Raw genomic sequence first — 24,020 nt, 5'->3', positions numbered from 1 at the left:
CAAAATTTTTTAACTCCCACAACTTTTATTTCTAAAAGTTTCTGATTGTTTTTCCCGTATCTCCTAAAGTGATTTTATTAATCTTTATGCTTATCTAAAAGCCCTTCTGCGTTACCTACTCACCTCTCGTTTTCAGTGGGGCAAAGATAGAAATTCTTATGCATACTAAACAAGTTTATTTAACTTAAATTTCATATTCCCGTAATATTTTATCTTAACTCACTGATTAGCTATGAGAAGAATTTTTAAATATTATTAAACGCAAAGAAAAGAAAGAAAATTATACTCAAACAAGAATAAAAAGCAAAGTTTAATTACTTTGCTTGTATTCATCATATATCATACTCAAAAATTCTGCGTAGGATTTTTCTAACCCTACAATATCTCCGCTTTTCAGATTTAAGCCTCCTCTCCCTGAATCATCTGATTTTATTTTTGTGGAAGACATCTGAAAATATTGATTGCCATCATTAAGCGCAGGCTTTAATTTTATAGTAGAACCTAAAAGCTTTTTGGTAGAAATCACATACACCTCACCCTCTTTTGGTTTTAAAACAAAAAAACTTCTGGGTGACAGAATAAGATCTTTTTTATTAATACTTATTTTCTGCTCTTTATCTGAAGAGGCAAACAAATAAATATTCCCTGTCTGGTTTAAAAGCTTATCTCTTGAGATAAAATATAAGTTAAGTCTATAATTAGAAGGGTTGAATGGCTGAGTAGAGCCATCAATATTCTCAAAAGGCTTTAATGAAAAAGCGTTGGCTCCAATTTCTTTTGCTTTTTTATATATTAATGAAAATACAGCCGCATCGTCTTTTGAAAACCCCTGTACCTCTATTTCTCCCAGATATGTCGCTTCTTTTATCTCATCATTTATTTTAAATAAAGTTCGATCTGTATTGTGATGTGTCTTTTCTACTTTAGTAAGAAAAACATTTTGAGCACTGACCATTTGAATAAGGGCAATGAAACTGATTATAAACAGATTTTTCATGTAATATCTATTATTTTGAAAGAACACCGATACAATCTTCCAAGCTGTTTTCCCAATGTTTAGGTTCTATTTTATAGGTTTTTTCTATTTTATCCAAACACATTGTACTTCTCTTCGGTCTTTTTGCCGGAGTTGGATACTGTTCTGTTGTAAGTGGATTCAGTTTAATATTTGATTTGGAAAATTCCGCAATTTTTTGAGCAAATTCAAACCAAGTGGTTTCAGGGTAATTTGAGAAGTGGAAAACACCAAATGTTTTATTTTTAGCTTCAATAATTGCCATTATTGCTTCTGCCAAATCATTAGCATTGGTTGGCTGACCAAACTGGTCTGCAACAATTCCCAGCTCTTCTTTTTGAGAAAATAAATTCAGCATTGTTTTCACAAAGTTTTTATTAAACTCTGAATACAACCAAGACGTTCTTAAAATGATTGTTTTGGGATTAATATCTAAAGCTAATTCTTCCCCCTTCAGTTTCGACTGTCCATAAACCCCGATTGGATTTGTAAAATCATCTTCGGCATAATCCAGGTTTGTTTCTCCATCAAAAACATAATCTGTGGAAACATGGATAAGAATGGTTTTAAATTCGGCACAGGCTTCTGCAATATTAGCAACACCTTCCGCATTTACAGCAAAAGCTTTTTCAGGCTCTTTTTCAGCAAGATCTACTGCAGTATACGCAGAAGCATTAATACAAAAGTCAGGTTTGTTATCGTAAAAAAGGCTTTGTACCTGTTCTGAATTTGTCACATCAAGGGTTTGCGAATCTGTAAAGATAAACTCGTATTTATTTTCAAAATTCTCAGCAATATGCTTTATACAGTTTCCCAGTTGACCGTTACTTCCCGTAACCAATATTTTTTTCATTTTAATTATGAGTTTTTCGCGTTTTGAGATCTTAAAAATTTAACTCTGGATTGAAAATCTTTTTGTTCCAGATCTACATGATACTTGCTAAACATATCTACCAGTTCCTTAGGTTGAACTTCTGAACGTCTCGTTTTCACATTAAAATAAATTACAGAAAGCCAGAAAACAGCATAGATTGTTTTTCCGTCCTCACTTTTCATCAACAGTTCAACTTTCGAAGTTCTATCTTGAATTTCTATGGTTTTGCTTGTGATTACTACAACTGTATTATACTTTACTTCTTTCAAATAGGCAATTTCGTTCTGAATCGTTACCCAGGTACACCCCGTTTTCTTTGTATATTCTTCGTAAGTAAAACCATAAAACTCCTCAACATGATCTTCCCTTGCATTCAGCATATAATCTAAGTATCTTACATTATTAAGATGACCAAGCGGATCACAATCTATAAAACGGATTTTAACCGTTTTTGATACTTCTTTTCCCATTGTGCAAAAATAAAAAAACCACCCCGATTAGAGGTGGCTGATTTTATAAATCTTTGTTAATTTCTACAATTATTTAAGACCTAATTCTTTTTTCACATCTGCAGTGATGTCTGGTCCGTTTTTGTAAATAAGAGCAGATGAATTAGCATCTAATACAAAGTCAATTGTGTTTGCTTTTGCTACTTTTTCAATGGCAGCATTTAGTTTTGTTTCAATAGGAGCATATAAAGCATCTTGTTTAGCCTGGCTATCTTTCATTGCTTTATCCTGCATCTGAGCAATTTCTTCCTGAAGTTTTTGTAATTCTGCCTCTCTTGCTTTATTTTCTTCAGCAGTTTTCTTAGGAGCTTCTTCAGTATATTGCTTTACTTTTAATTGACCAGCATCTCCTTTCTTTTTAATCTCAGCTTGCTTGCTATCGATGAATGCTTTCAGATCAGCATCTGCTTTAGTTTTTTCAGGCATCGCATTAAGAACAGCCGCAACGTTTAAAGTAGCCGATTTTTGAGCTTTTGCCATACCTACAGACACAATCATCATTATTGCTGCAAATAATACACTTAATTTTTTCATAATTGGTAAATAAATAATTTAATTTTTAAGATTGCAAATTTCAATAAAAGTTAATTTCAAAACAAATTTAATTATACTTTTTAAGGAAATTCTAATTCTTTTTATCTTTTGCTGTTGTTCCTTTTAGTAAAATATCCAAGACTTTATCTGTATAATCAAACCTTTTCTGAAGGAAAATAACATTAACGTCATTACTTTTATCAAAAACTATGCCCAATCCATTTTTTTCAGACATCGTCTTAATTGCATTCCAGATCTGATCCTGAAAAGGCTGGACAAGATTGGCTCTCAGTTTACTAATTTCTCCATTGGTACCAAAACGTAAGCTAGTCGTTGTTTTGATATTTTTATCCAAGTCCATCACTTCTTTTTCTCTAAGTTTCAACTGATCTCCTATCAATAAAACCTTTTCGTTTTCAAAAGCGGATCTTTTTTTCTCATATTCTGCCTGCAGATTTTGAAGATCAGTCTGCCAAGTATCAATCTGTGAGTTTAATCTTGCTTCTGCTTCTTTATACTGCGGAAGCTTATCTAATATGGCCTGCGTGTCAACAACACCTACCTTTTGGGCATTGGAAATACCAAAACATATTAGAAGAAAAACGGTTAAAATGGTTTTAAAGTTCTTCATATTATTATAAAGATTGGTTCATCAAGAAATGGGTCTTCCATCCGGAAGGATCTGTAGAATTGATTGTTTTATCAAATCCATAAGCAAAGTCAAATCCGATAAGCCCGAATGCTCCCATATATACTCTTACCCCAACTCCGACAGATCTTTTTAACTGGAACGGATTATACTTACTCCAAGAGTTCCATACATTTCCTCCTTCAGCAAAAGTAAGTGCATAAATTTTGGCTGTCTGGCTCATTGAAATCGGATATCTCAATTCTAAAGTAAATCTGTTATAGATAGTTCCACCTCCTCGTTGAGTAATATCTTCGGTTGTTCCTCCGTAGGTAGATGCATTTTCATATCCTCTTAATGGGATAAGCTCTCTACCATCATATCTACCTCCGAACAGACCTGTTCCTCCTACATAATATCTTTCGAAAGGCGGTGCACCAAGTTCTTTGTTATAACCATCCATGAATCCCATCTCGGCAGAAGATCTTAACACAAGTTTCCCTGCAATTTCATTATAAATATCCGCTTTGAATTTTACTTTATAAAATTCCATCCATTTATACTTGTCTACAGGACTCATTGTTGAATAGTCTTTGTTACTAAACAATGAATATGGTGGTGTAAACTTAGCTGTAAGTTCTACATTTGAACCTACTGTTGGGAAAATAGGATCAATCCCTGCAGAGTTTCTGCTTAATCCTAAATTTATACTGAAGTTATTTGCATTTCCATAGTATTCGGTAGTGTTACCAAATTCAAATGGATAATTGCTAAACTTATATTTCTGATATTGTAAACCTGTATACAACGAGAAATAATCATCCGGCCAGTTCAATCGTCTGTTAAGTCCTACTGAGGCGGAGAAAATATTTAATTTCTGAGAGTTGCCATACATATCACTATAGTTTACTCTAGAGGTATTCAAGCTTACAGAAAGTGCAGTCGGTTTTGTTCCGAATAACCATGGCTCCGTAAATGAAATACCATAGTTCTGGAAATACTGTCCCGCCTGTGCCTGGATAGACAATGTTTGTCCGTCTCCTTGAGGAACAGGTCTAAAGTCCTTGAATTTAAGGAAGTTCCTTAATGAGAAATTATTGAACGTTAATCCTAATGTTCCAATGAAACTATTTCCTCCGTATCCAGCCTGTAACTGAACCTGTGAAGATCCTTTTTCAACCAATTTCCAACCGATATCAACAGTATTATCCTGTGGATTTGGCTGAATATCCTGACCTACTTGCTGAGGGTCAAAGAATGACATCCCGGCAAGATCAAAATAGGTTCTCTTGATATCAGATTTTCTGAACAGTTCTCCGGGTTTCGTTCCTAAAGCTCTAAGAATAACGTGGTCATGAGTCGTTACGTTTCCACTCCAAGTTACTTTATTCCACGTAGCTTTTTCACCTTCGTTGATACGGATTTCAAGATTAATTTTATCTCCATCCACCGATTTTTCAACAGGAGTTACATTAGAGAATAAGTATCCGTTATTCATATAAATAGACTTGATATCAGAATCATCTTCTTTACCTCCGTCTTCTCCTACTTTTTTGTTAAATCCTACTGCATCGTAAATATCTCCTTTCTTGTACCCTAGAACTCTTTGTAAATATTCAGTTGCAAATACCGTATTCCCTGTAAAAGTAATATCTCCGATGTAGTATTGTTTACCTTCACTCAATTTTACATTGATCTCGTAATTGTTTCTTTTGTTTCTCCATACAGAGTCTGAAACAATTGCCGCATCTCTATATCCTAAAGAGTTATAATAACTGATAAGATTTTGTTTATCTTCCTGATACTTCTCCTCAACAAATTTTGAAGATTTTAAAATCCCACCAATCCCGAATCTTTTCTGTTTCGTTTCTTTGAAAGCTTTTTTCCTTAGCTTAGAATCGGTAACATTTTTGTTTCCTTCAAATTCAATATGATCGATTTTGACTCTTTTTCCTTTATCAACTTCAATCGTCCAGTCTATTAAAGCAGGATCACTTGCATTTACTTTATCCTTAATGGTAATTTTAGCATCTGCAAATCCTTTTTTAACGTAATCTTTCGGAATATTTGTTTTTAAACTTGAAACCAAATTCTGCGTAATTTTAGTTCCAGGCTTCAGATTATTATCTTTAGCAAGTTTCTCATTTTTAGACTTACCAATTCCTCTTCCCGTAAATTTTACTTCACCAAGCTCTTTTAAATCCTGCAGATAGAATTTTAAAACAATTGTTTCTCCTTCAATACTTTCAACATATACTTCCACTTCAGAAAATGATTGGGTATCCCAAAGCTTCTTTACTGCAGAACTGATTTTCTGCCCCGGAATATCTACAGACTCTCCTTTCGTTAATCCTGTAAATCTTAGAATTTGAGCGGGTGTATATTTTTTAACCCCATCAACGACGATATCCTTTAATGTATATGTCCCTGCTTGATTTTCTGCATGTACAGAAGAGTTTACTCTTGTACTATCCTGCGGTGTTACTTGTCCATAAAAATGTGCAGAAGCAGCAAACATTATGATGGGTAATAATCTAAACTTCATTTTATCGTAGTCTTTCTTTTCTTAATTCTTTTACTGAACTTTTATTTGTTCTCCGGTTTTCCCGTATCTTCTTTCCTTATTTTGATAGTTTAAGATACACTGGAAGAAAATCTCTTTTGTAAAGTCTGGCCAAAGTATATCTAAAAACTGTAATTCAGCATAGGCAATCTGCCAAAGTAGAAAATTACTAATTCTTACTTCTCCACTCGTCCTAATCATTAAATCAACCGGTGGAAAATCTTTTGTATATAAATAGCTCTCAAATGTTTTTTCATCTATTTTATTTACATCAAGCCTTCCCTCTTTCACATCCGTACTGATTTCCTTTACAGCATTCAAAATTTCATTTTGAGAACCATAACTAATAGCGAGAATCAGATTCCCTTTTGAATTATTTTTGGTGAGTTCTATAACTCTTAACAGTTGATCTTTTACAAGTGGCGGTAATTTTTCCAAATTCCCAATCACATGCATTCTTAACCCCTTGCTAAAAATCTCATCGGCTTCAAGCAATAAAGTTTCCATAAGTAAATTCATTAATGTATCTACTTCGTCATCTGGTCTGTTCCAGTTTTCCGAGGAAAAAGTATAGAGGGTTAAATAAGGGATATTAATTTCGTTACAAGCATTAATAGCATTTCTTACCGCATCAATGGCATTCTTGTGACCAAATGTTCTTTCTTCCCCCCGAGACTGGGCCCATCTTCCATTTCCATCCATAATGATGGCAACATGTTGCGGGAGGTTTTCGGGATCTATTTTATCTTTTAACAACGACATATTTTAATTAATCACAATAACACGGAGGTCTTCCAAAAGAATAGGTTAGTCCCAAACTAAAAGTATTCAACCAATCTCTGGATTCTCCGTCTCCTATAGTTCTAGTTCCTTTGTAAGCAGCCTCTCTTTCCTGAGAAACAATGTAATAATTTCCTGTTCCTAACAGTGAACCTCCTCCCGGAGATAAAATATCGGAATTATATGTTGATTTCACATCTTTTGGCAAAACCTTACTATAATCCAATTGGTCTGTCAGTGTCAATCTGAATGTTGCTTCTGCAAAAACAGCCCAGTTATGGTTGAATTTATACTTCAAACCAACTCCAAAAGGCACATGCATTGCTATTTTCTTTCCTGTAGAATATACTGCAGTGGTTGTAAAGTCTTCTTCATTAATCGGTGCTTGTGCTACTCCGTCTGCATCTCTTTTAAAATCGTGTACTAGAGTAGTTTTCGGAGCATCATACATTATCGCTCCTACCCCCGCAAAAATATAAGGGCTTAGCATCCCCATCTGCTCATTATTCACAGGTAAAAAATTATATTCAAAGCTCAAGCTTGCTTCATAAACATTATTTTTACCAAAAGCATTTCTGTTTCTTCTATATTGTTCTTTAGCAGCTTTATCGCTAAACTGAATTTGATTGTACCCCAAATCTAGTCTTACCGTTTGATAAGGGTTAAAATTAAATCTATATAATAAACCACCATAAAACGGAACTCCCCAATCAGAAACCCTATCCATACTCAACGGTTTTTGTAAAATATAATTGGTATTTCCTACATCGCCTACCAGGTTACTCATCCCCAGTCGGATTCCCAATTCATTTCTTTGTGCCTTCATGCTTACCATTGTTCCCATAACGGTAAGAAAGCTAAACAATAATTTTTTATTCATAAAAGAATATGGATTTATGGTTATTTTAAAAATTAATTTTTGCAAATATAAAACATTTTTATATTAATGATATTCTTAATGTTTAGTTAAAAATAAACAAAAAAACATAATTTGTTATAAAGTAAACGGCAAAGTCCTCAAAATATTTCTTTTTCTGCATAAAGAAGAAATTCATTTCAAAAATTCACTTATTACAGCATGCTAAAATATTACTTCTTTCCCAATATTTGCTGTATTTTATTTCTTAATCTGATTAATAGTGGTTCTTTGTAATTTTTATCTTCATCAAAATAGCCATAACCATAGCCGTAACCATAGCCGTAGCCGTAACCATAGCCATAACCTTGCTTCGTATTATAATCGTTATAAACAAGTCCTAAATTTCCTACTTCCTGATTATGGTATTTCTCAGTAATCATTTTAAGCATGTATTTTTCGGTATATTCATGACGAACTACGTAAATATTAGCATCAGAGTATTTCATTAATTCATAGGAATCTGCTACTAATCCCACCGGCGGAGAATCTATAATGATAAAATCATACATTTCCTTAAGCTTTTCAATAAACTCAATATTTCTTACGCTCATCAAAAGTTCTGAAGGATTAGGAGGAATAGGCCCTGAAGTAGCCACATCTAAATTAGGAATCTTTGTGTTATTAATAATCTGGCCTATAGACACTTCACCAGTAAGGTAATTAGAAATTCCGTATTTGTTATCAATATTAAAGTCTCCAAAAATCTTAGGTTTTCTCAAGTCCATTCCAAGTAAAATGGTTTTCTTATCACTTAACCCCAATACAGAGGCCAAATTAATCGAAACATATGTTTTTCCTTCTCCTCCAATAGAAGAAGTAATCAGAATCACCTTGCTTTTTTGGTTTTCGTTTAATAAAAATCTGATATTCGCTCTTATTCCTCTAAATGCTTCTGAAACGGAAGATTTCGGAGACTGAAGAACAGTAAGCATATTTTCGTTATTATTATTTCCGATAACTCCCAGCAACGGTATTTTGGTAACACCTAAAAGCTCTTTAATATTTCTGACTTTATTATCCAGAACTTCTCCAACAAAAATAAATAGTAGTGGTAAAAATAAAAAACCTCCTATAATTCCCAGCTCGGTTCCTTTTTTATTGGGTCCTACAGGCAACTGTCCCAAATTTTTAGCCGGGTCAATCACCGTTATATCCGATTGATTGGTAGCTACCTTCATTTGCGCTTCATTTTGTCTTCCCAACAAGCTGTTATACGTAGCTTCAATCATGTTATACCCTCTTTCTGCATCAAGATATTTTCTTTCTTTTTCAGGATAAGCGACAAGATCAGAATTTGCCTCTGCTACTTCCCTGTCAATTTTATTAATTTCATCATAATAACGGGTATAGTAGCTTCTTAAAGAATTTGCCGAACCGGCTTTAGCTTCATTAATCAGCCTGTTGATTTCAATCATAGGTTCAGAATTGGGCTTATAGATGGAAGCCATTTCTCTTCTTTTAAGATAGAGTGCTTTAAGCTCAGATACAGATGCACTAAAGAAGCCGTCTTCAAATCCTGCTGCTCCCGTACTGATCATTCTGTCAAAGTTCTGATTATCGATCGTTGTTCTGATAGAATTCAATGAGTTTACTTTACTCAGAAGGTCTGCTTTCTTAGCTTCCAGGTCTTTTATTTTGTTCAAAGACTTTTCATCTCTGTCTTTAATGTCATATAGCTTTTCAGAAGTCTTCAGATAGTTCAGTACCGAAGCGCTCGAATCCAGTTTCTTTCTGATTTCGTTCAAGCTGTTCTGTAAATAGACATCTGTATTTTTATTAATGATATTCTTATCCGCCAGTCTTTTCTTCTGAAGTTCAGCCACAGATTTGTTCAGGAAGTTAACCGTTCCATTCAGATTAAATCCTGTTTTTGTAATAATCATAATGGTATTGATTTCTTTGTCAAAATCAACATTAATGGTTGAAACAATACCGTTTACCGTCTGGTTTACTGTTTCTAAATTCACAATAATATTATCCAGCTTTATGCTTGGTGTAACAGGATTGGGCACTAATTTAAATCTTAAATTAGGAGAAGTATACCATTCATTTAATTTTATTGTTTTATTGGCCGGTTTTGGGAATTCGGCAATATTTTGAAAGCCTTCTATCTCATAATTGTATAAATTCCCTGAATGACCTTCTTCCGGCAATACTACTTCATAAGAATTATTTCCCTTTGGTAATAAGGTAATAGGATAATTCACCTGCTGTAAATGTTTTCTATCAATCTCTAAAAAGACCGGAGAATCATTTTTATCTAAATAAGTAGATTTTAAGGTCCCTTTTGTAGAAAAGTTCACAAAAAGGCCTAATTCTTTTACCAGAAATTCATTATGAGACCTGGATAAAAGCATTTTTTTAAGATAAATCCCGTCCTGATTACCTCCTTGTCCCCAGATAAAGTTAATAGACTGATTAGGCGTAAAATAACTTGCCGTATTGTTGGAAACACTTAAGGACAGATTGGAAGCATAAATATTTTGTGCATAATATTTACTATACACCCAGGAAAGGCTGTATCCAAGAAAAAACATCAGTACAAACCAATACCAGTTTTTTATGATTCTTCTTATGAAATTTTCTATATCAAATAAGGAAAAAGCTCCACTTCTATCTTTTGAGGAATCATTTTTCGCAAGACTCACATATTTTTCAGGAATCATGATTACAGTGTTTTTATAAGTAAGTAGATAGACAAAGCTGTCGTAAGAAGAGAAACCCCTGTTGTTATAGTCTGTATAGGGTCTTTTCCAAAACCATTCAGGCTTTTCGCTCTTGTATTCAGATAAATTTCATCACCATTCTGAACGTAATAATAAGGTGAATTCATGACATCTTCACGGGTAAGATCTATTTTAGCAATCTTGATTCCCTCCGGAAGTTTTCTATGAATCACAATAGTTTTTCTGTCAACCGTTCTGTTAAGACCACCATTCATCGCCAGAGCTTCTGTAATGGTAAGTGTATTTTTATGGGCCACTTTTTCTCCTGTAATTCCTGTAGTTTCTACATCTCCAAGAATATAATAGGTAATACCGTCCGTATTTAAACGCACTTCAGATTTTCCATCCTGGAAGTTTTCATTTACCTTCAGCTGGATTTCCTGAGTTACTTCTTCAATAGTTCTTCCTTCAGCTTTAATATAACCTATTCCAAACACATTGATGTCGCCCTTTGAATCTACTTTAAGACCATTAAAATAGAAATTCAGGTTACCTCCATTTCTTCCATTAGTGTTATTGATGCTTGTCATTGCATTATTTGCAACCTGCCCGGAATTCACTCCTCCCGATGTATTATACGTTGAGTAAAACTGAGCAGCATCTCCTTTGGGAGTTGTAATAATGTTCAAATTAAGGATATCGTTTTTGGTAATTCGATATACCGGTATATTGTATGGAACAAGCCCTTCTTCATTAATAACCAAACTTTCATTGGGCTGCATATATCGTACTTCTTTTGTAGTGATACAAGATGTCATAACAAAAGCCAGTAACAAAAGGAATAAATTTTTATAATTCTTCATCAGATTTAAGTTGTTTGCAAAAATAAAAATTAAAACTATTTCTTTACATTATTTCTTAAATAGTATACAAAATTTGGTAAATATGCACCAATAAACCCTAAACACAAAACAATAATCAACAACAGGCCTACATTGATATGTCTTAGGTAATTTGCAATAATTATTATGAAAAGATAGTAAGAAATAATATAAAAAGTAGATCTTCTGTGGGTAAGACCAAGTCTTAAAAGCTTATGGTGGATATGGTTTTTATCAGCCTTAAACAGAGATTTCCCATTAATCAGCCTTACAATCATAACGTTTAGAGTATCTACAATGGGTAAAATAAGAATTGCAACAGCCACAGCAGGAGCTGCAGGCAGATGATAACGAGGTACAGCAGGATCTGTCTTATCAATAAAAATATCTATAAAGCAAATACTGGTAAATGCAAGCAGAAATCCTAACAGCATAGATCCTGTATCTCCCATAAATATCTTGGTAGCCCTGTAATTGGATAGATTATAATATAAAAATGCCAAAACTGACCCCACAATGACAGCAGAAAAAACAACCAAAGGATAATTATATTCTCCCAGCCGATAATAACTGATTCCGAATAGAGCACTGCATATCAGGGAATAGCCTCCGGCCAGCCCATCAATTCCGTCAATCAGGTTGAATGCATTAATGAGCACAATAAATGTAAGTATACTGAAAACTACACTCACATAGTAGTTAATTTCATAAATACCACAAATCCCGAAAAGGCTTCTGATTCTTATATCCGACCCGATCACAATCAATGATGACACCACAATTTGTGCAATGAGTTTCTTATAAGCCCTCATTACTACAATATCATCCATAATCCCAACATAAAGCAGTATAACCAGTGATGCAAATAAAAACTTATAAAGCTCGAAAAGCTCATAAGCAAAAATAGAGGCACAGACTCCGATAGAATAAAATATAGCAGCTCCTCCAAGGTTCGGAATCTTTCTCAGGTGAGAACTCCTGATTCCCGGTTCGTCCATTAAATTTTTTCTTCTGGAAATTTTTATGATGGTAGGAATGGAAAAAAAAGTAATTAAAAAAGAAAACAAGAAACCTAACCCTATTTTTACGTAAAAAATAGAAATTCCTTTTCCCACTAAGAACAGCTCAAAACTCTGCATTCTTTATTGTTCAGGCATTTACAGTGTTAAAGAATCAAATAAGATTTAATCTTGATTCGCAATCTAATTATTACTTCGCCTGCATTTGTGTTTATACTAATTTCCTTATCAGCTTTTTCTGCCCAGCAAAAAACAACAGATAAAAAATTTTCTTCTTTACAGACAAAGATAAAATATAATTTCTATCAAAACGACTATAACTCAATATATCTTTAATTTTAACTCCCTTTTTTTTCCTGAAAACATCAAGCTTATCACTCATTTCATAAAATGAGTTCTCATCTTTTACAAAAGCCAGGTAAGCCAGAAAGGTATAAATACCTTCCAAAATATGAAAGTTTTTAAGCTCTTTTCTCTTATGAGAATATATGGATTTTTCAAAAGCAACTTCTACGTCCTCAACAGCCTGAAGAATATCCAGTCCTTTTTCAGTATGGGTTTTTGAGATCGAATTCTGTCGCTCCAGGTACTGATAATGAAAATGTTGGGTTTGGGCAATCGTTTTACACTCCAAAAGCAATTGCGGAATCAGCTGAATATCTTCAAAAGAAATTCCTTGTTTAAATCTTTTGGTTTCGAAAAGTTCTTTTTTAAATAATTTATTGCATGCAAAGTAACTTATATCCGAAAAAACAGAAAAATGGGTTTCAAGATCTATTTTTTCGGGCATATTGGGAATCTGCGTCAGCTTTTGAATAACATTTCCTCTCTCATCCACTTTCTGAATATTGCAGATTACCATTTCAGCGGAATGCTTTTCTGCAAGACTAAGCATTTCTTCAAACATGGTTTCCAGAACATAGTCATCACTATCCACAAAGCCTATATAGTCTCCGGTTGCTTTATCAATCCCAACATTTCGGGCGTCACTTAGTCCACCGTTTTTTTTATAAAAAGATTTAATCTTTTCCGGAAATTTTACCGAAAAATCGTTAATAATTTTCCCTGAATCATCCGTACTTCCATCATTCACTACCAAAATCTCAATATTCTGATAGGTTTGATTCACCAAAGAGTCCAGACATTTTGCCAAATAATTTTCGACATTATAAACAGGAACAATGATGGAAATTTTTGAGGGAACGTTTTTCATAGATTAAATTTTCGTAAGCCGAGTATTCAGCCAGCCTCTTTTGGCTTCATCAAAATCTTTTCTTGAACAAGGAATACAGTTTTCTATATTTTCATCCTCTCCAAAATACCAAAGGTTACTGAAAGTATCACGCTTGAAAGCATATTGCCTGTCATCCACCAATACATAAAACACTTCGTAATGCCTTTCTTTGGGATGAGACTTTTGAATATTAATTCCTTCAATCAGATACCAGATCATTTGTGCCAAAAGCTGGTGATTCAGCTGATTTTCAGAATAAATATTGTAATTAAAGATTCCTACGGATTTCAGGTTTTCACTCAAGCCGATCTCCTTCATATAAGCACAGATTTCTCTTCTGTTCAGGCCATTCACCTGTGGATTCATTGAAAAAGGCTCACTGAAACTTTCTATTGCATCACAATTCACCGTCACTAAGTCCGCTTTTCTGAAGAAAGGTTCTGTTTTTTCTGTGGAATTCATCATTTCAGCAAGACGGATAATATCAAACTCCACTTCTTTAATTAATCTTACAGAATCTACCTCATTTAAATGTTTTTGATACCCTAAATGATGATAATTTTTAATGGAAAAATTCTTGGCACCGAAAATTTTACTCAAAAAAGTATGTTCGTTGATCATCTCCCCTTGCTTCAGCGAAATAATATTACTGATCTGAGTATAATTAATATTTTTTGTATGAAAGTTTAATGCAGAAAAAAGAGAAAATGCAAAATCATTCGAGCCCCCTACAATTACGGGAATCGCTCTTTTATAATGACAAGCCGATAACACTTCCTGTAAGATATAATGAGAATCCTGAACGGATTTTCCCGAAACCAAATCCCCAAGATCCACAACCGGAATTTCAAAATCCAGTTGCGAAAGCTTATAAAATTCTTTTCTGATTCCTGTAAAATCCTGCACTTCGGCATCCCCATTCGCTCCCCTGTAATCCGAAACAAAAAGAAGAACAATACTGTCTTCCTTGATGTCTTTGGTAATCTTATTTCCTATTTGCCAGCTTTCCGTTTTGAAATTTCTTGGTGAAATGATAAAATCTTCGAAGTTCATGTATAATCCGCATTAGTTCCACAAACTTACAAAAAACCTCATCAACTTAAAATCCTGTCACATTTTTATTCTAAAAAACAGCAACAAATTTTCAGCAATTTGTATAATCCATTCTAATTTTTAGAACTCATTATTTCAAAAACAAAAGTTGTAGATGTTTCAAATTCGCCACCTTGCGTTGCCCCGAATAAAAACCTCGGCGTTTCTCCATCTTTATCCAGCAAAATCATTGGCCGTTCTAATCTTCCGAATCGGTTTAAATTTTTCGGAGGCGTTGGTTCGTTGACATAGCTTTTCATATTCAGATAAGCAATTTCAGGTTTTGTCCAGTGGATTCCGTCTTTTGTGGTTAAATGCAACCCAAACTCATGGTTGAAAAATCCCATATCACGGGCAACCATGTGATATTTCCCTTTCTGTTTCCAGACAAATGCATCTTCCAGCTGAACATTATTCGGTAATGATGAAAAATCTATCACAGGGTTTTCTGATACTTTTTTATAAGGCCCCAATGGAGAATCCGATTTTGCCAGTCCGTATTTTCTATTCCCACGGATTGGGCCTTTCTGCGTCTCGTATTCATGAGTGTTCCAGGATTTGTAAAACAGCCAATATTTTCCGTCATTTCCTTTTACAAAAGCCGGGTTTGTCGTACAATGATCGTCCCACGAACCTTCTTTTCCAGGAAGAAGTAACGGTTGATCAGGTCTTGTCCAGTCTCCGTCAAGACTTTTTGAGGTTGCCAATCCAATTCTCTTGGTATTCGTTTTCCCATTGGAATTCCCCATAAAAAACAGTAAATACTGATCTCCGACTTTTTTAATTAATGGATTATGACAGGTCGTTGCATCCCAAAAACCTTCACCTCTTGGCGCCAGAATGACTTGTTTATGTTCAAATTTATCAAATGGAGAATTGGCTTCTGCACGACAAATTTCAGAACCGTTGAGCCAGCCTCCCATTCCTTTTTCTTTTTTCCATCGGGAATAAAAAAGATGAACTTTTCCGTCTTCACCCCAAATCGGAGAACTGCACCAGATATAATATCCTTCAAGCTGTAATGAACGCCCGATTGGTTTCAAATTGAAATAAGGTTTATCTTCTGAGGATAATAAACCTGTAAATGATGATCCGAAAAATACGGCCGCCATTCCTAAAGCTGAAGTTTGCAGAAATTCTTTGCGGGTGAAAGGTTTTTCCATTGCATTTATTTGAAAGCTAATTTAGAAGAAACGGATATAAGCAGTGTCCTGCGGTTTGCGGGTCGTTAAACTAAAACTGGATTCTATTAAACAGAATTATTATATTTGGATAGTATGGAATCAATTATATTTTATTTAAAAAGAAATACAACTTTAATAATTACATCACTAATTATAATTCTTATTTGTCAATTAGAACCAATCTATGCTTACTGGGAGATAGAAAAGAAATTAGACGCATTTAAATCTACAAAAATCAACAACCAAATTATAGTCGGAATCAATGAGATACATTATAAGCCAGGAAATTATTTAAGTAAATATTTAGGGATAAAATTAAAAGATAATAACCAATATCCTGTTTTAATTGAGAACAAAGAAGAAATAGGAAAAATTACAGTAGATTCTGTCATTAATAAAGATTCAAATAGTTCTATATTTACGATAAACAATTCCCAATCCTTTATATTGAAAGACCTTTCTTCTGAAAAACTATTTGATAGAATATTTATGTTTATTGTTTCTTTAGCTGGAATTTTTTCTTTCTATTCACAAACAAGAAAACAGAAAAACAATGAATAAAAAAGCACAGATTTTGATCTGTGCTTTCATATTTCAAGTTTAAAACTAAAATTCTTTATTTTTTAGCTGCAGGTTTCTTAACCGCAGGTTTTTTTGCTGTTGTCGCAGCTTTCTTAGTTGTTGTAGCTTTCTTCGCAGCAGGCTTCTTTTTCTCGGCAAAAGCTTTCGGATCCTGATCAGTAATCCATTTTTTAACCTCATCAAGAGAAATGCCTTTCAATTCTTCACTCTCATATTTGGTATCATCTGCTTTTTTCGGAATCTTGAACATTGCTTTTCCGAACTTGATGAAAGGTCCCCATCTTCCGTTTTCAATGGAGATTTTTTCTTTTTCCCACTGTTGGATATATCTGTTAGCTTCTTTTTCTAATTTAGCATCGATCAATTCATTGATATCACTTTGAGAAAGATTTTCAAAATCATATCTCTTCGGAACGTTTACGAAAATGCTTTGATATTTGATAAAAGGTCCGAATCTTCCCGTTCCTTTCGTTACAGGCTCCCCTTTGTAGGTAGCAATTGGAGCATCCGCAACTTTCTTTTCATTGATGATCTCTTCCGCACGTTTCTGATCTACTGAAAGCGGATCTTCTCCTTTTGGAATGCTGATGAACGTTTCACCCCACTTCACATAAGGTCCGAATCTTCCAACCCCCACCGAAACAGGCTGTCCGTCAACTTCATTTAAATCGAATGGAAGCTTGAATAGTTCCAGAGCTTCTTCAAAAGTGATGGTTGCAATATTCTGTCCCGCCATTAATGATGCGAAAATTGGTTTTTCTTCATCATCCGTTTCTCCGATCTGGATCATCGCCCCGAATCTTCCGATTCTTGCGTGAACATTTTTACCGGTTTTAGGATCAACACCCAAAAGTCGGTCTCCAGTTGCTCTTTCTGCATGTTCTTCTACATCTTCAATTCTAGGATGGAATTTTGAGTAGAAATCAGTCATCATTTCTTTCCATTTCTGATCACCGTTGGCAATTTCATCGAAACTTTCTTCTACTCTTGCCGTGAATCCGTAATCTAAGATTTCTTTAAAGTTATCTGTTAAGAAATCACTTACCACTTCTCCGGTGTCCGTTGGAACGAACTTATTTTTATCCCCGCCGAATTTCTCTTCAAGGACTTCTTTTTTAATTTTATCTTTTGCCAAAGAAATTTTTACCACTTCTCTCGTTTGCGGCTCAATTTCTCTTTTATCAACATATTCACGGTTTTGAATGGTCTGAATGGTCGGTGCATAAGTAGACGGACGGCCGATTCCCAATTCTTCTAATTTTCTTACCAGTCCTGCTTCTGTATATCTTGCGCTTGGCCTTGTGAATTTTTCTGTTGCGGTAATTTTTTTATAGTCTAAAATTTCTCCAACGCTTACTTTCGGAAGTAATTTTTCGTTGTTTTCTTCATCATCATCTTCCGTTTTTACAATTCCGTAAGCTTTTAAGAAACCATCAAAAATGATCACTTCACCCTGTGCTTCAAAATGCTGGGGAAGTTTTGCATTTCCGATTTCAATTACTGTTTTCTCAATTTTAGCATTGGCCATTTGAGAAGCCAGTGTTCTTCTATAAATTAACTGGTATAATCTGTTTAACTGAGCATCTCCGATACTCGTCACGGCAAAATCTGTCGGACGAATCGCTTCGTGAGCTTCCTGAGCTGAAGCAGATTTAGTGGTATAGTTTCTTGGTGAAGAATATGCTGCTCCGTATTCTGAGATGATTTGTTTTTTTGCACCTTCGATAGCTTCCTGGGAAAGGTTTACCGAGTCCGTCCTCATATAGGTAATATATCCTTCTTCATACAGTCTTTGTGCAAGACGCATGGTGTTGGTCACATTATATCCTAATCTTGAAGAAGCTTCCTGCTGCAAAGTAGAAGTCGTAAATGGCGCAGAAGCAGAACGTGTTCCTGGCTTGGTTTCAACGTTTAGAACTTTAAATTCAGTAGTTCTCGCTTGTTCCAGGAATTTTTCCGCATCTTCTTCTTTATCAAAATCTTTTTTAAGCTTTGCTGAAATTTCCTGTGCAGCTTTATTTAAGAAAATTCCGTCCAGTTTAAAGCTTGCTTTAGGCACGAATTCACGGATTTCTTTTTCTCTTTCAACAATTAATCTTACCGCAACCGATTGTACTCTTCCTGCAGATAATCCCGGTTTTACTTTTTTCCAAAGCACCGGAGACATTTCGAAACCTACGATTCTATCCAAAACCCTTCTCGCTTGTTGTGCATTTACCAGGTTCTGGTCTATATCTCTCGGATTTTCAATCGATTTTAGAATGGCATTTTTAGTAATTTCATGGAAGACAATTCTTTTCCTGTTTTCCGGCTTCAGTTTCAGTTCTTCCGCCAAGTGCCATGCAATAGCCTCTCCTTCGCGGTCTTCATCGGAAGCCAGCCAAACCATTTCGGCTTTTTTCACCGCGGCTTTCAATTCTGTTACCAATTTTTTCTTGTCAGCAGAAACTTCGTAATCGGGACTGAAGGTAGCTAAGTCAATCCCCATTCCTTTTTTAGGCAAATCCCGGATATGTCCGAAACTGGATTTCACTTCAAAATCCTTACCTAAATACTTCTGAATAGTTTTTGCTTTTGCCGGTGATTCGACGATTACTAAATTTTTCGACATTCTAAAAATTTTTTGCAAAAGTAAAGCTTTTTTATTATATAGGTCTGCTTAGAGCATTTTATTTAATAAATCCAGTGGCGCTATACATATCCTGTAGAACAACCCTTCGAATGTAAAACCTCTTCCCGACATCTCTACACGATAAATGAGTGAGATAACTATAATAAGCAGCGTTACATAAAATTTTTTATTAATAATTATTGTTTCTGAACTATATGCTGAGTTCGTTTTTTTCAGTAACAGACCAAAAAGAATGATGATAAACATCATATGAATATACATCCATCTTCCCCAATCGATTGCCAGATAAAAAAGAGGCAGGGAAAATAAAAAAGCTCCTATCAGGAGGATGGATATTATTTTTCGTTCCGCTAAATATTTTAAATAAAATGCAATATGAAAAATGCTTATTCCTAAACTTAAAAAATACAGTTTATATTCATTAAAATGATGTAAGATATACTGTCTTTCATCTATATCCCAAAAAAATATTCCTCTGGTGAATACGACTCCTCTTTCTTTTAAAATATTCAAAGATTGCCCCTCATTAATCTCCTTTCCAAAAAGCAAAAGCAAAACAGCCGGAATAAAAACCGCGAGAATATATTTTAAATATCTTGCAATTTCTAGCTTTCCAGATTTCAGATATAGTGTTATCAGAAAATACGGGATAAAAAACAAGGTAACTTCATGAAGTAAGGCGGATACAAAAAGAGCAATAGAAAATCCCCATTCCCGGATCCTGGTAAGCTTGTTATGATCTGTTAAATAGACAAAGAATGCAAATAAAAAGAAGACAATGAATTCTTTTTTTCCGACGTAATCGACACAATTTAACAAACCAACAAAACCTATTGAAGAAAGCAGCAGGGAAAGATATAGGAAGGTTGCTTCTTTATATTGTATAAGTTTAAAATAATAGTAAAAGAACAGAGAAATAACCGTAAACTGAAAACAATACACCAAAATATTCAGTTTTATTCCTGTAAAGTCCTGCAAAATGAAAAAGAAACTTCCGGAAAGTCCTCTTCTTTTAAAACCTCCGTCCTGATAATTTACCAGCCAGTCTCCTAAAATATAGCCATCTGACCGGAGATTATGCAAAAAAGTAAAAACCAGCGTATAGATTGCTGTTATTGCAACGAGAAAATAAATAAAAATCTTACTATTGAAACGAGAGATCAATTTTTCTAGCACTGTCATTACTTAGGAAATTTCCACAAAAAAAAAGAAACATACAGCATTTTATTTTTAATTATACATTCCTTTCAATCAAAAGTATGAATTTAAAAATATTTTATACTATATGTTTCTCCTAAATATATTAAGATGCTAAACTATCTTTTAATAATCTTTGTTATCATTTCCCCATTATTAATTTTCACCAAATACACCCCAAGAGAAAGCCCTGACAGATCCGCCTGATTATTTTTAAACTGCCCCGCCAAAACAAGCTGTCCGGCAGCATTATATACCTGAAACTGATACAGTTTGTCTGTACCTCCTTTTATAAATAAAGTATTATGAACAGGGGTGGGATACAAAACAAGCTCATCCTCTTTCTTTTCCACATTAGTCGTTGCCAAACCCGGAGAACTGCCTAATCCTGCAGAGACCTGATTTTTAGGTATCACTCCTAACTCCTCACCGTTCTGATCAAATTTCATTTTCACACATCTACAGTTCATTCCAAAATAAGAATCATTATTATCATGAAAAGCAATCATCCGGTTTGCAGTTGATGCAGCATCAAAAAGTATATTCACTGCTCTTCCGATATAATTGGAATTCAGCGCATCTGTCCAGACTCCAGGATATTGGAAATTATTTACATTAAATGTTCCCTGAGCAGACTGATTGGCCGTTACACTTCTAAAACCTCTAGATCCCGAGTTTGAATAGTTCCCAACCTGATAACTGGTATTATTATACATATAGCCTATCGTGGTAGAAGTACTGTTTCGGACCCTGGTTCCCAAATAATCATTAATCACACTATAACTTGTTGCTACATTCTTATCTTTTTTATACCAGGGAGAGATCCCAAAATCTTTATTACTCACTATGGCAACCCCTGTCAGATCAGGAATTCTCCATCCTGCAGGACAAGGGTCAAAAGGAGATTTTTCACCACCCCTTCCCCATCTGTCCGCGGCAAGATTAGGCTCTGTTGAAAGCCAGTCGGTACCGTTGGTATAATTTGGAACAGAAGAATTATAAGGAGCAAAGCTACTCGGGATCATATACACTAAAGGATGTCCTACAGCATAAGAAATTACTTTTGCAATTTTTTGCGAAGGCCTGTCGGTAGATAAAACGTTTGCATTTGATGCATTTGAATAGGTATTATATGGAACAATATAATTACCGGCCAGATCATTATAAACCGCCGGAGTAAGCGTAGTATAAGCAACAGTTCCATTGGTTGAAACACTTCCTAAAAATACATTATAACTTGATCTGTTATCAGCATTTTGAAATGATGGAATAGGATCTTTTCTTCCCCATTGATACTGCAGCCCTGTTGATGCCCGAATTTTTGCAAGTTCAGTTGCTGTTGGAGTCAAAGGATCAACAACCAGAGGAAAAGCATCGGTAGCTCCAAGGTTTCTGTCCATGAATTCCGTTTTCAAAATATCCCCTTTAGGAATATAGTTTACATAATTAGTTGCTGTAGCATCCGGAAGTTCCGTAGTATAAACATAGCTATTAAGCACAGTATCTGTTACCCAGATATGCCATGACCAATACACCGGATTGGTGATACTTCCGTTATGTAATGTTACAACCGCATTACCGCTCTGGTTAGGATTAATATTGACAACAATTTTTGAATTGCTTAATCCCGCAATTGATCCCGGAGACGGATTTGTTACAGTGACGGTATTTATCAAAGATGTATTGGTTGTCCAAAGAACATTGGCTTTTAAATTATTAAAGCTTGTTGTATTCAAAATTGATTCATTTCCCAACAACTGACTTTGTACAGAAAATGCTTTACTTACAGGAATTTCAACGGTAGCCATAGTAGCAGATTTTACGACCTGATAAGTATTAGGATTATTTAAACCCTCTACATATTCTACAGTTGCATTGAAATACTCAGTTGGAAAGTCATAATCGTCGATTACATACAATGGATCTTTTATACATCTGCAAGCATTTGCATCCGATGTTTTCACCGCAGATGTGGGCATATACCAGTATCTTCCTTTAATATTAGGCTTGGAAGGATCCGGTACATCAGCCTGATACTGGTCCGAGATCATAAACATCGACCTTGCACCTACAGCAGGAGTAGCATCAAAATGTCTCGCCATGGTAGCCGTCCACAATCCCATATGATGCTGATCCGTATATTGACCTCCCTGAGAATCTATTGCTAACTGGCCGGTTCCCGGAAAAACACCCATATTCATCCCTCCTACGTTAGAAAAATCAAAACCTACATTGGGATATACTTTTACACCTTGCAAAAACGAAGGAACATTTGTATTGCTTGGCTTGATGATATGATATCCGTTAGATTCAAAAACATCTTTTCCTAAACTGGTTTGCACCCCAAAAGGAGAAAAATCTATACGAATATCATCTACATAAGATGCCGAACCTAAATTCGCGGTTAACATAGAAGGAATTCTCCATCCATTCGGACAAGGATCAAAAGATGACTTGTCTTTGTATACCGCTGCATTATCAGGATTATTGTAATCAGTTATGATTTTACCTTCGGAATTATCTGACCATAAATTGAGTTCAGACAATTTATTATCAGTTAACGTAGAAGATTTCCCAAACCAGTTTACCATCAGGTTTGTGTTATTATTGTAATATGCAGGTCCCGAATTATCGTCCTTGTTTACATAAATTAAGCTTAACGGATTTTTTACAGAAAGCTGGATATTATTGTTTACGGTAGCATTTGAAAGCAGAACAAATTGTCGGAGGTTATCGAAATTCGTTGCATTATCAAAGTTTTTGGCTGCCCTGTGACGAATTCTGCCTATCGTCCCGGAAACTTCATAAAAATCCCCGCCTTTCATTACCAAAGGAGGAATAGGATCTTTTCTTCCCCACTGATACAGTAATCCTCCATTCCTATTCCATTCCGTTCCCGTGATAGAATTGCTGACAGCTCCTAAATTCCGGTCCATCCACTTCCATTCTGAATCCGGAATTACCTCCACAGTTCCGTCATTTCTTTTTCTTTTAACTCCCGGAAAGCTTTTATAGGTTGATCCGTTACTAGGATCTTCCGTAACCCAGACATGCCAAGACCAGAAAATAACTCCATTTACCCTAAACGCAATCACAGCATTACCTTCTTTCGACTTATTAATAGGAATTTTGATCTTCGCATCTTCTCCGGCCCCAATTATTTCCAGACTATAATTTGTATTGGCTTTTATCAAACCGTGAACATCTTCCCACAAAACATCTGCCGTAACATTACCTGAAGGTACTCCGGATGTTCCCAAAAAAGAATTCGTCTGCCAGATCGCATACGCCTTTTTCACTGGGATATAAATACCTCCATAGGAAGAATTGGGATCAAAAACATAACTATTGGGTGCTTTTGTCCAATCTTTCAATAAAGTCTTAGAATATTGATTTTTTTGTTTTACTGAAATTCCTGCTCCATGCTCATACTCTTTTGAAATCATCAATTTTAAAGAGTCATTTTTTATAGAGGAAAACCCCGGAATAGGAATCAAAAATATTGCAAATAAAGCTATCAGCCGAATAAGCTTTATATTTTCCAAACTTATTATTCTCAATAAAGTGAATTTTACAAGTTTCAAAATCATAAATGGTAAAAATTATTAATAATTAAAAATTAGCATATTTAATTTAAACAAAAAATAAAAATATACGTTTACTAATAAATTATTCACCATCCATGTTCGAATGCAAAAATATAATAATATT

General features: G+C 34.7%; 18 protein-coding genes. 1 reads left to right on the top strand and 17 read right to left on the bottom strand.

Going from position 1 to position 24,020, the window contains the following annotated elements; translation table 11 throughout:
- Window positions 1–310: 310 nt before the first annotated feature.
- From CLV73_RS15950 to CLV73_RS15885, 14 genes are all read right to left on the bottom strand, one after another.
- Window positions 311–997, bottom strand: coding sequence for a hypothetical protein (locus CLV73_RS15950; protein WP_100377845.1), 687 nt, complete (start codon window positions 995–997; stop codon window positions 311–313).
- A gap of 10 nt (window positions 998–1,007) precedes the next feature.
- On the bottom strand, window positions 1,008–1,868 hold the full coding sequence (gene rfbD / locus CLV73_RS15945; protein WP_100377844.1) for a dTDP-4-dehydrorhamnose reductase: 861 nt from the start codon (window positions 1,866–1,868) through the stop codon (window positions 1,008–1,010).
- 5 nt (window positions 1,869–1,873) lie between these two features.
- The gene (locus CLV73_RS15940; RefSeq protein WP_100377843.1) at window positions 1,874–2,359 is read right to left on the bottom strand and encodes an acyl-CoA thioesterase; all 486 of its coding nucleotides are present in this window, start codon (window positions 2,357–2,359) and stop codon (window positions 1,874–1,876) included.
- Between the two features lie 69 nt (window positions 2,360–2,428).
- Window positions 2,429–2,932 carry an OmpH family outer membrane protein gene (locus CLV73_RS15935; protein ID WP_100377842.1) on the bottom strand — a complete coding sequence of 168 codons (504 nt, stop codon included), beginning with the start codon at window positions 2,930–2,932 and terminating at the stop codon, window positions 2,429–2,431.
- Between the two features lie 91 nt (window positions 2,933–3,023).
- Window positions 3,024–3,563, bottom strand: coding sequence for an OmpH family outer membrane protein (locus CLV73_RS15930; RefSeq protein ID WP_100377841.1), 540 nt, complete (start codon window positions 3,561–3,563; stop codon window positions 3,024–3,026).
- Window positions 3,564–3,567: 4 nt separating this feature from the next.
- Window positions 3,568–6,105, bottom strand: coding sequence for an outer membrane protein assembly factor BamA (gene bamA, locus CLV73_RS15925; RefSeq protein WP_100377840.1), 2,538 nt, complete (start codon window positions 6,103–6,105; stop codon window positions 3,568–3,570).
- A 30-nt stretch (window positions 6,106–6,135) separates the two neighbouring features.
- Window positions 6,136–6,885 (bottom strand): polyprenyl diphosphate synthase, encoded by a 750-nt coding sequence (gene uppS / locus CLV73_RS15920; RefSeq protein WP_100377839.1) that lies wholly within the window; start codon window positions 6,883–6,885, stop codon window positions 6,136–6,138.
- 7 nt (window positions 6,886–6,892) lie between these two features.
- Entirely contained in the window at window positions 6,893–7,783 is an 891-nt protein-coding gene (gene porG / locus CLV73_RS15915; RefSeq protein ID WP_100377838.1) for a type IX secretion system protein PorG, read from the bottom strand.
- A gap of 209 nt (window positions 7,784–7,992) precedes the next feature.
- Entirely contained in the window at window positions 7,993–10,488 is a 2,496-nt protein-coding gene (locus CLV73_RS15910) for an exopolysaccharide transport family protein (protein ID WP_100377837.1), read from the bottom strand.
- A 2-nt stretch (window positions 10,489–10,490) separates the two neighbouring features.
- A complete protein-coding gene (locus CLV73_RS15905; RefSeq protein ID WP_100377836.1) occupies window positions 10,491–11,351 on the bottom strand; it encodes a polysaccharide biosynthesis/export family protein in 861 nt (286 codons plus the stop codon).
- 35 nt (window positions 11,352–11,386) lie between these two features.
- A complete protein-coding gene (locus CLV73_RS15900; protein WP_100377835.1) occupies window positions 11,387–12,508 on the bottom strand; it encodes a glycosyltransferase family 4 protein in 1,122 nt (373 codons plus the stop codon).
- A gap of 91 nt (window positions 12,509–12,599) precedes the next feature.
- Window positions 12,600–13,601 carry a glycosyltransferase family 2 protein gene (locus CLV73_RS15895; RefSeq protein ID WP_100377834.1) on the bottom strand — a complete coding sequence of 334 codons (1,002 nt, stop codon included), beginning with the start codon at window positions 13,599–13,601 and terminating at the stop codon, window positions 12,600–12,602.
- A 3-nt stretch (window positions 13,602–13,604) separates the two neighbouring features.
- A complete protein-coding gene (locus CLV73_RS15890) occupies window positions 13,605–14,675 on the bottom strand; it encodes a formimidoylglutamase (RefSeq protein ID WP_100377833.1) in 1,071 nt (356 codons plus the stop codon).
- A 113-nt stretch (window positions 14,676–14,788) separates the two neighbouring features.
- Complete coding sequence (locus CLV73_RS15885) at window positions 14,789–15,877, bottom strand: glycoside hydrolase family protein (protein ID WP_100377832.1); 1,089 nt, start codon at window positions 15,875–15,877, stop codon at window positions 14,789–14,791.
- Between the two features lie 114 nt (window positions 15,878–15,991).
- On the opposite strand from CLV73_RS15885, the gene CLV73_RS15880 reads away from it, so the two are divergent.
- Complete coding sequence (locus CLV73_RS15880) at window positions 15,992–16,459, top strand: SH2 domain-containing protein (protein WP_100377831.1); 468 nt, start codon at window positions 15,992–15,994, stop codon at window positions 16,457–16,459.
- Between the two features lie 55 nt (window positions 16,460–16,514).
- Here CLV73_RS15880 and topA read toward each other — a convergent pair whose 3' ends face one another.
- The 3 genes from topA to CLV73_RS15865 all read right to left on the bottom strand — a co-directional run bounded on the left by topA (window position 16,515) and on the right by CLV73_RS15865 (window position 23,755).
- Complete coding sequence (gene topA / locus CLV73_RS15875; RefSeq protein ID WP_100377830.1) at window positions 16,515–19,091, bottom strand: type I DNA topoisomerase; 2,577 nt, start codon at window positions 19,089–19,091, stop codon at window positions 16,515–16,517.
- Between the two features lie 48 nt (window positions 19,092–19,139).
- On the bottom strand, window positions 19,140–20,294 hold the full coding sequence (locus tag CLV73_RS15870) for a hypothetical protein (RefSeq protein ID WP_100377829.1): 1,155 nt from the start codon (window positions 20,292–20,294) through the stop codon (window positions 19,140–19,142).
- A gap of 134 nt (window positions 20,295–20,428) precedes the next feature.
- Entirely contained in the window at window positions 20,429–23,755 is a 3,327-nt protein-coding gene (locus tag CLV73_RS15865; protein WP_157798811.1) for a T9SS type A sorting domain-containing protein, read from the bottom strand.
- Between the last annotated feature and the right edge of the window lie 265 nt (window positions 23,756–24,020).

This window comes from Chryseobacterium geocarposphaerae (assembly GCF_002797535.1).
Lineage (GTDB): Bacteria > Bacteroidota > Bacteroidia > Flavobacteriales > Weeksellaceae > Chryseobacterium > Chryseobacterium geocarposphaerae.
The sequence above is the reverse complement of the archived record's forward strand: the minus strand, read 5'-3'. Positions and strand labels throughout refer to the sequence as shown.